Source organism: Sphingomonas sp. RS6 (genome assembly GCF_054489705.1).
In genome coordinates this window covers 2,501-5,832 of sequence record NZ_JBTMWM010000019.1, presented here as the reverse complement: position 1 = coordinate 5,832, position 3,332 = coordinate 2,501, and the positions used below count along the sequence as shown (strand labels likewise).

The window sequence follows — 3,332 nt, the reverse complement described above, 5'->3', positions numbered from 1 at the left end:
TTGGTTGCGGGGGCAGGATTTGAACCTGCGGCCTTCAGGTTATGAGCCTGACGAGCTACCGGGCTGCTCCACCCCGCGCCAATGCTGGTTGCCTCGTGCGAGACGAAACGGGGGACGGTTGTGAATGGGTTTTGGTTCTTTGCGCGCACCGGCTTCAATGCCTGGCGACGACCTACTCTTCCATTGCTTGAGCAATAGTACCATCGGCGCTGTCTGGTTTCACGGCCGAGTTCGGGATGGGATCGGGTGGGTCACAGACGCTATAGCCACCAAGCAATGAAGCCGGTGCGTGCAAAAAGGGGTTTCAAATCGGTGCGTGCAAGGCTGGATGTCATCCACGAGACGACAACCCAGGGTTGTCGTTGATGGTGGGACTCATCAAGCGCGACTAGGACAATTAGGACCGGTTAGCTCCATGCGTTACCGCACTTCCACATCCGGCCTATCAAGGTCGTGGTCTCCGACCGTCCTAAGAAATCTTATCTCGAGGGAGGCTTCCCGCTTAGATGCTTTCAGCGGTTATCCCGTCCATACATAGCTACCCTGCTGCGCCGTTGGCACGACGACAGGTACACCAGAGGTATGTTCAACCCGGTCCTCTCGTACTAGGGTCAACTCCTCTCAAATTTCGACGCCCACGGCAGATAGGGACCAAACTGTCTCGCGACGTTCTGAACCCAGCTCACGTACCACTTTAATTGGCGAACAGCCAAACCCTTGGGACCTGCTCCAGCCCCAGGATGTGATGAGCCGACATCGAGGTGCCAAACAACCCCGTCGATATGAGCTCTTGGGGGTTATCAGCCTGTTATCCCCGGCGTACCTTTTATCCGTTGAGCGATGGCCCTTCCACGAGGGACCACCGGATCACTATGACCGACTTTCGTCTCTGCTCGACTTGTCAGTCTCGCAGTCAGGCTGGCTTATGCCATTGCACTCTAACAGTCGGTTTCCAACCGACCTGAGCCAACCTTCGCGCGCCTCCGTTACTCTTTAGGAGGCGACCGCCCCAGTCAAACTACCCGCCACAGAGGGTCCCTGTACCGGATGACGGTACGAGGTTAGACAGTAAAGAACAACAGGGTGGTATTTCACTTGGTGGCTCCACACCAGCTGGCGCCGGTGCTTCAAAGCCTCCCACCTATTCTACACAGTTGTTCTCCACTGCCACTCTGAAGCTGCAGTAAAGGTGCACGGGGTCTTTCCGTCTAACCGCGGGTACTCCGCATCTTCACGGAGAATTCAATTTCGCTGAGCATGTCCTGGAGACAGTGGGGAAGTCGTTACGCCATTCGTGCAGGTCGGAACTTACCCGACAAGGAATTTCGCTACCTTAGGACCGTTATAGTTACGGCCGCCGTTTACCTGGGCTTCATTTCGGAGCTTGCACCCCTCCACTTAACCTTCAGGCACCGGGCAGGCGTCAGGCCCTATACGTCGTCTTGAAGCCGACTTAGCAGAGCCCTGTGTTTTTGCTAAACAGTCGCTACCCCCTGGCCTGTGCCCCCTGCAACTGGTTGCCCAGAAGCAGGGCCTCCTTCTTCCGAAGGTACGGAGGCAATTTGCCGAGTTCCTTCAGGACACTTCTCTCAAGCGCCTTGGTATACTCTACCTGACCACCTGTGTCGGTTTCGGGTACGGTCTATACGGTGGGGCTATTTCCTGGAACCTCTTCGAAGCACATCCAATCCAATAAGGACATACAACTTACGAGATCCGTCACACACCACCAGGCCCACGAATATTAACGTGGTTCCCATCGACTACCCCCTTCGGGCTCGTCTTAGGGGCCGGCTCACCCTGCGCGGATTAGCCTTGCGCAGGAACCCTTGGTCTTTCGGCGAGAGGGCATCTCACCCTCTTTATCGCTACTCATGTCTGCATTCGCACTTCCGATACCTCCATGGTCGGTTACCCTTCCACTTCACAGGCTTACGGAACGCTCCGCTACCGCGTGTTCAAAGAACACACCCTAAGCTTCGGTGCACGTCTTGAGCCCCGTTACATCTTCGCCGCAGGAACCCTTGTTTAGACCAGTGAGCTGTTACGCTTTCTTTAAAGGATGGCTGCTTCTAAGCCAACCTCCTGGTTGTTTTGGGATTCCCACATGCTTTCCCACTTAGACGTGACTTGGGGACCTTAGCTGTAGGTCAGGGCTGTTTCCCTTTTGACGACGGACCTTAGCACCCGCCGTCTGTCTCCCGGATATCACTCCTAGGTATTCGGAGTTTGGTTAGAATTGGTAGATCTCGCGACCCCCGCATCCATCCAGTGCTCTACCCCCTAGGGTGTCCATCCGAGGCACTACCTCAATAGTTTTCGCGGAGAACCAGCTATTTCCCGGCTTGATTGGCCTTTCACCCCTAAACACAACTCATCCGGTAACTTTTCAACGTTAATCGGTTCGGACCTCCAGTGCGTGTTACCGCACCTTCATCCTGGTCATGCCTAGATCGCCGGGTTTCGGGTCTAATGCATCAAACTCAGTCGCCCTATTCAGACTCGCTTTCGCTGCGCCTACACCTATCGGCTTAAGCTTGCTTGATACATTAAGTCACAGACCCATTATGCAAGAGGTACGCTGTCAGGCCTCAAGGACCCTCCAACTGCTTGTAGGCAATCCGTTTCAGGTACTGTTTCACTCCCCTCATCGGGGTGCTTTTCACCTTTCCCTCACGGTACTAGTTCGCTATCGGTCATGTACGAGTATTTAGGCTTGGAGGGTGGTCCCCCCATGTTCAGACAGGATTACACGTGTCCCGCCCTACTCGAGTCCGATCACATCACTTTCGCATACGGGGCTGTCACCCGCTATGGCGCACCTTTCCAGATGCTTCTGCTAGTTGAATGATCGGCACTGGCCTGGTCCGCGTTCGCTCGCCACTACTAACGGAATCTCGGTTGATGTCTTTTCCTCCAGCTACTGAGATGTTTCAGTTCGCCGGGTTCGCTTCACCAAAGCTATTTTATTCACTTCGGTGATACCTTGCCCCAATTAACTCGGACGACCGTTGCCAGTCGGCTGAATTAATTGGTGAAGGTGGGTTTCCCCATTCGGAAATCGTCGGGTCAAAGGTTGCTCACACCTCACCGACGCTTATCGCAGCGTGCCACGTCCTTCATCGCCTGTACATGCCAAGGCATCCACGAATTGCCCTTACCTCACGCTTGAGAGTCCACACCACCAACGACAACGCTGGGCATTTCCCAACGGAAACACCAACTCGGCAGAGCAGCGTATCGCAGTCTCTTGGTGTGGATGATAATCTCAGCCTTGATTGCAACAACGTCCGTCCCGGCCTCACAGCCGAAACCAACGCCGTCGCGGCATC

General features: G+C 54.9%; 1 tRNA gene and 2 rRNA genes. All 3 read right to left on the bottom strand.

Annotated features, from left to right (window positions below):
- Position 1: 1 nt before the first annotated feature.
- Positions 2–78 (bottom strand) — tRNA-Met (locus tag ACX40Y_RS18155).
- Between the two features lie 81 nt (positions 79–159).
- Positions 160–274 (bottom strand): 5S ribosomal RNA (rrf, locus tag ACX40Y_RS18150).
- 103 nt (positions 275–377) lie between these two features.
- Positions 378–3,171: ribosomal RNA gene (locus ACX40Y_RS18145) — 23S ribosomal RNA — on the bottom strand.
- Positions 3,172–3,332 lie beyond the last annotated feature (161 nt).